The following is a 6,644-nucleotide window of genomic DNA, read 5'->3' on the forward strand; positions in this document are numbered from 1 at the left end:
CTGAACTACTACCTCACCTCGACGCAGCTTGAAAACATCACTGCCTACAACAACACCGGGGACGGCGTGAAGATTTACGACTATGCCGAAAAAAATGACTTCGATAACATCACATCATACGAGAACGACGGAGACGGTGTCGAGGTCCACAACAACTCTGACAATAATATATTCACCAACATCGATTTGTATGACAATGATAAGGACGGCATTGTGTTGCATGCGTTCTCGAATACAAATTATTTTGAAAACGCCACATCGTATAACAACACCGGGAACGGTATCGAGATTCATGATTTTACAGACGATAACACAATCAAAAACTTCATGTCGTATAACAACACCGAAGACGATTTCTTTTTATGGAACACATCGTTAAACAACACCATATTAGATTCAACGTACAGTAACCGGACCATATCGCTAAACGATTCCACCAGTGAGATAATCCTAAAAACCACGACCAACAAGATTGCCTATTACAGCGACACGACCGTCAGTCAAACTATATCGCCAACCAACGTCACAACAACCATCGCTCCAACGGTCGATGATTATGTGACCACGGTGGACACGAAAGACGATTTCACCGTGGCAACCGACAGCGGCACGTTAAACCTTCGCCTGGCGTCTTATGTTGCTGGCGGACGAGCAAATTTCAATGTGTCGTCGGCAATTCCTACACTGGTCTCAACATTCATACTCGGTGGATACCACATCGGTCAACCCGTCGAATTTAAGCGCGATGATGTCACCGTTGCCTGCATCCGTGCCAATATTTCGGGCGTCGTTACATACATCTACACCGGTGGATTCAGCGAACACGAGTTCGAGGTAGATGCGGTGGACCCGTATGTGTACCTGAACGACACCACCAACTTCAGCATCACGAGAGATAGCTACGACGCGGCTGCATACACAGCACAGGTTACTATAACGCATATTGGCACCGAAAACAACACATGTGCCGTCAGCATCGAGATGCCGCTGATCGGTGATTCGGCGTACACGAAACTGGGATACAACATAACCAACATCACCGCAGGGTTCACCGTAACCGATCATTCAGGCTGGGCGGCAATGAACTTCACGATCACAGAGAACACGACCATCCGAATCATGCCATCCGAAGCCGCGAAGCCAAGCAACCTACCGCTTGTAGTCGGTGGCGGAATCGGTGTGGTGACGGTGATTGTTTTTCTGTACAGGAGGAGGAGGCGATAGTACGGCAAGAATAATAGAAATATATGACACAGTCGATGGAACTGATCCAGACAACCCGAAACCGGTGAAAGGCATTGTTCACGTCCGCGATGGTTTACAACAGATCATATTCGCTACCCCCGAAGAGCTTGACGCGAAGATTGAGGAAATCAAAAAATTATGAGCGCGAAACCCATGCCCCCCGTCACGTTAATCGAAAACGATTTTAGTGGAGCGTGGGCGATTCCTACATCCGGACTGGGTGTAGGTGACTACATGCAGACGCTTGGATATAAGAGCTTCTTGTTGAACGCGAGATGCGATAGGGACGCACAGGTATTCATCCAGTACTCGGAAGACCATAATACATGGTATACACTCAGGGATCCGGAGATTTCTGACATTCTGGCAGAACATGCAAACGGGACAATCGCTGTTGCTGGGTCGCCTGTCACGATTACACCGTCTGGGCAAATGGTGAACGCGTGGATACATAACACGCATGGAGTGATCGATCTGAAGGCATCGTTCGACGGCGGGACGACGTGGAAGACAATATCGCCGGACAGGTGGCTTTCCATACCCACGAACGTATATTCATATCAACTGGACGCATCCACGAACGGTGGCACATACGAGACGATCAACAGATATTATTTATTTGGGTTTATGGTAAAATCAAATGTAAATCTGGCGAAAAAGTTTTATGCTGCGGGTGGGAGATATGTTCGTGTGCTGGTTCAAAACCTGGATACAGTGAACGCGTTGACCGCGTATGTTGACCTGAAGCTACAGGAGGGGAGCTGATGCCGGTCCATCCCGTACCCCCAGTGTCTCTCCTTGCTTTCACCGGACTCGACTCGATCGCGGCTGGTGCGACAGTCGCCAGCACGAACCACCTGCATGCACTTGGGTATAACGAGTTCATGTTGTACTGCAAAGGGGATCGCGATTTTAGAGTGTTTGTAGATGCATCGGAAGACCACTCCACATGGTGCAGATACCAGTCAAAAGATTGGAGTGATTTGCTGGCTGAGCACAGCAACGGGAATGCTGGTGTCGCTCCGACCGAGATCACCGTTTCTGAGATGCTGCAGAGCTGTCTGGTGCACAATACGCACGCGAGCCAGACACTATCGGTATCCTTCGACGGCGGCACGGCATGGACCACATTCAACCCTGATCAGTCAATATCCGTACCGGACAACTCATATAGTTTTCATGTCAAGGGGTCAGCCGCGAATACTTCTTATGAAATCATAAATGTGTATTATATATGGGGGAAGATGGTGAAAGCCAATACCAACGCTGTCTATAAACTGAACGCGCAGGGTACGAGGTATCTGCGAGTCCAGGTCGAGAATCTCGACGGAGCGCTCGCACTCAATGCAGATATTTCTATAAAAGTGATGGAGTAGAGTCATGCAGATCGGTCAACCAATCCTGTCAGATAACGCAAGGGCGGTGGTGAAGGAGCATCAGGGTATATGTTTTTATGGTAAGATCACAACCTTCACCGACGCAAACAACTGCAAGATATCCGGATTGTCCGGGTACGGAGACAGCTTCTTCACTGGTTATTATATATGGTGCGTTCGCGATGCAGGTGGAACTGGAGCCGCGCCGCAGGGAGAGTGTGTCCGCATAACATCCTACACCAGCATAGACGGCGCTCTTGTGCACAACGCACTCACCGCCGACCTCGCGGTTGATGATGAGGTTCTGCTGCTACACCCGGCATTTGTAGAAGCCGTTGGAGGGGGTGGTGGCTCTTCGGGTGATATTGAGATATTCGACAGCTTCGAGTATCCATCAGATCCTGCACTGCAGGCGGAGTGGATAGCAGGCGGGGGAGCGGCTAACCCCACCAGGGACAACACAACGTCCTACGAAGGGCAGTATAGTATGCAATCCGCGGTCACTGTCAGTGCCGGAAGCCTGCGCAGAACATTCCCAACCCGTAATATGAAAACACTCGCTAATATGGGCATAGCTTCATATTCGGATGTTGGTGGGGAAACAATCCAGTTCAGATTATACGATTCAAGCGGAAACTACAGTTACTGGGATCTGACGCTCGCTGCAGCGACTACGTGGAAATACCATAATATAAACCCACACTCAACGCCAACCGGTGATGGTGGTGCGCCAGCGGATCTATCTGATATTGTTGAGATACGACTCGCGAATTTGACCGTTGGCAGCATGTTTAATTTTGATTTCATCAAGTTCAGCTCGCTTGTAGCGACGAAGATTGGGATCGGGTATGATGGGCTGGACGACAACAAAGAGATCAGCAGTAGCGTGAGGGGGCATCTACTCGCGGGGCTGATACACGGTACAGGGATTGTAATACCGGATAACAAGTCGCTATATGAATTGATCGCGCTGGATAGGTTGGATGATGCTGGGCATGGATTGGCAGCACTTGATAATGAGCTCGGTCTTATTCCACAGTCAGGTGGTGCCACAGTGTGGAATGCAACCGCACTCCAGGCGATACAAGATGAAGCAGAGGATGCGCTCGAAGGCGAAGACCTCGATCACCTGCTAAAACTTGATGGCGCAACACATCCATATCCTGAGAACTGCGCTACGGATTCAATACTTGCCAAGATAATTGCGAAGGGTGATCCCGCTGATCCAAGCACCTTCGATTGCACGACGGACTCGTTGGAAGCAATAGCTGATGCCATAGCCGCCATCAGCGTCACTGGTGTTCATGAAGTGAGCGATGTCGTGATTTACCCAGTCGCCGAGCACGCCGCAGCAACGGAGATCACTGATGATGGGACATCTCCGGCATACTATACTGACAACGAGTCGGGGACAGCTACCGCAGAAGGCGCTCCAAATGTACACTGGAGCGAGGACATTGATTTTGAGCAGACAGGCACGATTAATGTCATATCGATATTCGCTGATCTCAGATGGGAGCACAAGACATCTGCTGGCACTGCATACAGCAAAGTCCAGATGTCAGGGGACGGCGGTGCAAACTGGGTTGACATGACAGACAGCATCGCAGAGACGGATGCGGCGTACCAGGACAAGGTGAGGATCGGGGTCGGCAGGTTCGTTTCTACGATTACCGCTGGTGTGAATCAACTCCAATTCAGACTGGTAAGCTGGGAGGCGGGCGGCGCCACGAGCAGCGCAAAGATTAGATCAGATTCGTATATTAGAATAACAACGAGGAGGTCATAAAAATGGCAGTAGATTTTCCATCACTTGCAGACTATAATGCACTACGTGAGTTCGTGATCGGCGTAGAGTGGAATCAGAACACAGATACATGGAGACGGATCGATGAATACGGTAATACCGTTGATTTTTTCGATTATGTGAATAATAAGTGGTTTTTCGACAACCATCCCATCTGGGGTAATATCCGGCGCTGCACACTTGCAGACGACGGCACCGTGAATAACTATGGTAGTACTCCACGTGGCGATGGGCTGACATTGGACGGCACGGATGGACAGGTGATGGTTGAGATCCCGAAATTTTATATCAAAGCCTCGAATCCAGCTACAAATGTGTACCAGCGGTGGATCTCGCCAGTTGCAAAGACCGGCTTCGAGGTTCATCCATTCTTCCTGCAGCGTGGCGGGACAGAACGTGATCGAGCCTACTTTGGAGCTTATGAGGCATACTATGATAGCGGATCAGGTAAGCTCGAAAGCAAGACGGGCGTTGCGCCGACAGTGAGCACAACGATCGGTAATTTCCGGATGTATGCCGAGAACCGGGGATCAGTCCGCTGGGGGATCACAAGCATCTGGGCGCTGTCTGCGATTCAATCGCTATTTTATATTGAATCCGGCGGCATCGATTCACAATCGTTCGTCGGAATGGGGAATGTCGATACCAGTAGTGCACAGAATACAGGAGCGAATTCGATAGACACGTACATCAATGAAAACGGCACAGGTAAAGCGAAAGGGATAAACGGTTTGGTGGGAATTGCGTACAGAGGTATCGAGAACTTGTGGGGGAATATCTGGACGTTTGTGGATGGCTACAATGCTCTTGCGGATAATTCAGCGTACCGGCTCATCAACCGCGACGGTAGCGGAACGTTCCAGAATACGCTTGCGGCGACCTGTGAGGATTCTGTTGCAGCGCCGATCACAACAGATGGATACGTCTCAAATATCGAGTACGAAGATCTACTGAAGTACTTGATGATACCAAGTGCCGTAACTGGCTCGTCGATCAGTGATTATTTTTACGCGCACGATGCAGGGGAACTGAACATCCTGTTGTCCGGCGACACTTGGGCGGGCGGCGGCAAAGCGGGGGTCGCCGGTCTCCATTCGCTTGACGTTGCGGCGTTTGTCTCTGCGTATGTCGGCGCGCGGCTCGAATTTGTGTGAGGATAATCAATGATTGAGTACCCGCAGTTTAGTGACAGGACATGGGGCGCAGGTGGCAGCGCAAAGATTAGATCAGATTCGTATGTCAGGATAACATCGAGGAGGACATAAAAATGCCAGTAGATTTTCCGCCAACCAAACTAACACTCGATTACCTGGTCATCAGGGATGGAGAGGGTCACTACCTGCAGGTACCAAAGCTCACCACAACAGAACGTGACGCACTATCCCCTACCAACGGCATACTCATCTACAACACCACCACCGCACAGTTCGAGCGGTATGCAGATGATACATGGGAGGGGTTCGGATCAGATTTAACAGGAGCAGAGATCAAAGCCCTGTATGAAGCAGAAGCGGATACTAATGCTTATACAGATGCTGAAAAAAGTAAACTCGCTGGTATAGAATCTAATGCTACTGCTGACCAGACAGGTGCAGAGATTAAATCTCTTTATGAAGCAGAAGCGGATACTAATGCGTTTACTGATGCACATAAACTAATTTTAGATGGCTATGCTCCCACGATATCTACACCGGTTGCTCAAACAATAGGTAGTGCACAGTTAAAGTATAAAGAAATCAAAGTAAAAATAGCAGGTAAATATAAGATACGAGTTGAACATCATTCTACGCATCCCGACGGGAAGACTTATTTACAATTCAAAAAAAATGGTGTTAATATAAGTGAGATAAATAGTTTTTATGGTACTACATGGAGAGCATTTGAGAAAGAAGTTGATAATATTGCTGTTGATGATCTTATACAAGTATATATGTCGCAGGCTAATGCACCTGCGCAATGTCGTAATTTTTCAGTATCTATAATATGTGGAGAAGTAACACAAGATACCTATTATAGCTAAAAATCTTGATATAAGGAACGGGCGGACATCGGCAGGACGTGTGGGTACACGACCTGCCCTTCATGCGGCTTCAAGCTGGTGCCGACGTGCAGCGGAGACATCGAGAGCGTGTGCCCGTGGTGCGGGGAACAGCACTGACACGGTTTATTCTTCTTTCGGAACGTATTTATCCCCAGATTTAATGATCGGCTTATTC

Annotated in this window: 7 protein-coding genes; all 7 read left to right on the top strand. The window is 49.0% G+C overall.

Annotation, left to right across the window (positions count from 1 at the left end):
- On the top strand, positions 1-1,224 hold a 1,224-nt coding region (locus tag J7K40_14310), incomplete at its 5' end, for a right-handed parallel beta-helix repeat-containing protein (protein ID MCD6163570.1).
- Complete coding sequence (locus tag J7K40_14315) at positions 1,193-1,387, top strand: hypothetical protein (GenBank protein MCD6163571.1); 195 nt, start codon at positions 1,193-1,195, stop codon at positions 1,385-1,387. The genes J7K40_14310 and J7K40_14315, both read left to right, overlap by 32 nt.
- Complete coding sequence (locus J7K40_14320) at positions 1,384-2,010, top strand: hypothetical protein (GenBank protein MCD6163572.1); 627 nt, start codon at positions 1,384-1,386, stop codon at positions 2,008-2,010. The genes J7K40_14315 and J7K40_14320 overlap by 4 nt, the downstream gene beginning before the upstream one ends.
- Complete coding sequence (locus tag J7K40_14325) at positions 2,010-2,621, top strand: hypothetical protein (protein ID MCD6163573.1); 612 nt, start codon at positions 2,010-2,012, stop codon at positions 2,619-2,621. Before J7K40_14320 ends, J7K40_14325 begins: the two co-directional genes overlap by 1 nt.
- Before the next feature lie 4 nt (positions 2,622-2,625).
- Positions 2,626-4,410 carry a hypothetical protein gene (locus tag J7K40_14330; protein ID MCD6163574.1) on the top strand — a complete coding sequence of 595 codons (1,785 nt, stop codon included), beginning with the start codon at positions 2,626-2,628 and terminating at the stop codon, positions 4,408-4,410.
- 2 nt (positions 4,411-4,412) lie between these two features.
- Positions 4,413-5,582 carry a hypothetical protein gene (locus tag J7K40_14335; GenBank protein MCD6163575.1) on the top strand — a complete coding sequence of 390 codons (1,170 nt, stop codon included), beginning with the start codon at positions 4,413-4,415 and terminating at the stop codon, positions 5,580-5,582.
- 113 nt (positions 5,583-5,695) lie between these two features.
- Entirely contained in the window at positions 5,696-6,448 is a 753-nt protein-coding gene (locus J7K40_14340) for a hypothetical protein (protein ID MCD6163576.1), read from the top strand.
- The last annotated feature ends 196 nt before the right edge of the window (positions 6,449-6,644 follow it).

This window comes from Candidatus Zixiibacteriota bacterium (assembly GCA_021159005.1).
Lineage (GTDB): Bacteria > Zixibacteria > MSB-5A5 > UBA10806 > 4484-95 > JAGGSN01.

Coding starts and splice junctions, on each gene's coding strand:
- J7K40_14320 (MCD6163572.1), top strand. CDS start 1,384: ATGAGCGCGAAACCCATGCCCCCCGTCACGTTAATCGAAAACGATTTT.
- J7K40_14325 (MCD6163573.1), top strand. CDS start 2,010: ATGCCGGTCCATCCCGTACCCCCAGTGTCTCTCCTTGCTTTCACCGGA.
- J7K40_14330 (MCD6163574.1), top strand. CDS start 2,626: ATGCAGATCGGTCAACCAATCCTGTCAGATAACGCAAGGGCGGTGGTG.
- J7K40_14335 (MCD6163575.1), top strand. CDS start 4,413: ATGGCAGTAGATTTTCCATCACTTGCAGACTATAATGCACTACGTGAG.
- J7K40_14340 (MCD6163576.1), top strand. CDS start 5,696: ATGCCAGTAGATTTTCCGCCAACCAAACTAACACTCGATTACCTGGTC.